At 66.0% G+C, this 1,097-nt stretch carries 2 pseudogenes; both read right to left on the bottom strand.

The features are described from left to right. Positions 1-561 (bottom strand): annotated as a pseudogene (locus BG842_RS04300) (hypothetical protein); the annotation flags it as partial. Between the two features lie 25 nt (positions 562-586). Next, a pseudogene (locus tag BG842_RS04295) lies at positions 587-1,097 on the bottom strand (hypothetical protein); the annotation flags it as partial.

The raw sequence follows: 1,097 nt of genomic DNA, 5'->3' as shown, positions 1-1,097 counted from the left end.
CGGGAGCAACAGGAACCCGGCGAGCGCCGCGTAGGTGACCGACCGGTCGTCGTCCACCACGACGCTCACGCCCAAGGGAACGAACAGCAGGTAGACGAGGACGAACGCGGAGACCATCACGAGCATGGCTCGCGCGAGCGGAACCCCCGTCGCTTCGTGAACGACGATGGCTATTGTGTGCGTCCCGGGGTAGAGCAGGTCGTAGGTGGGCATCGCGCCCGAAAGGATGTCCTTCGTCCAGCCGAGGTGCGTCAGCGAGTCCCCCGGCCCGTAGAAGTGATAGCCCCTGATGAGCGGAAGCGACGCGACGGAGAGGACAGTCGTCCCGCCGAGGACGAGTCCGAGCGAGCGGTACCAGTCGGGCGTGGACACCGCGACTCCGACCCCGAGGAAGAGTGCGATACCCGAGCCGACCCAGAAGAGGAGCGGCGTCGCCCGATAGATCGAGAGTTCGTAGGCTCGCGCTGGCGAATCGTGTGCGATGAAAACGCCGACGGCGAGCGCGCAGAACCCGAGAACGAGCGCCGCCTTTTCCGGTCGGTGTGCGAACGTACGTGCCATTTAGTCGTCACCAGCGTCGCCGGATTCACCCTTTGTTATAGACCGCCTGATTGGTACCGGCCCGAATGAGGAGGTCGGTGGCGAACCCGGCGACGTCGATTTTGTCCGCGAGCAAGCGTTCGCGGCGGCGACGGAACGTGTCGTGGTTCGCCGTTCGGACGAGCGATTTCGCCTTCTCGACCGCCTGCCGGTCGTCCGCGGTCGAATAAAGCAACCCGTACTCCGCGAGTTCGAGGAAGTTCGTCATGTCGTCCCGCCCGGCGAACGATTGGGCGCGCACGGACGGCGTGCCGAGGACGGCCGCCTCGGTCGCCATCGTCGCCGAATCGCCGACGTAGAGGTCGGCGAACGCGAGCAGGTCGTGGACCAGATGGGGCGGGACGGGAAGCTGGTACGACGCGAACTCCTCGGGCAAGTCGGATTCGCTGGAGACGTACAGGTCGCCGTGGTCCGCGAGGAACGACACGAGGTCACGCTTGGCCTCGTGAGAGAACCCCGCCTCGCCCACGTCGTGAAGGGCCGACCACTCCCGGAAC

Source organism: Haladaptatus sp. W1 (assembly GCF_001723155.1).
Taxonomy (GTDB): Archaea; Halobacteriota; Halobacteria; order Halobacteriales; family Haladaptataceae; genus Haladaptatus; species Haladaptatus paucihalophilus.
This window is presented reverse-complemented; position numbering and strand designations above follow the sequence as displayed.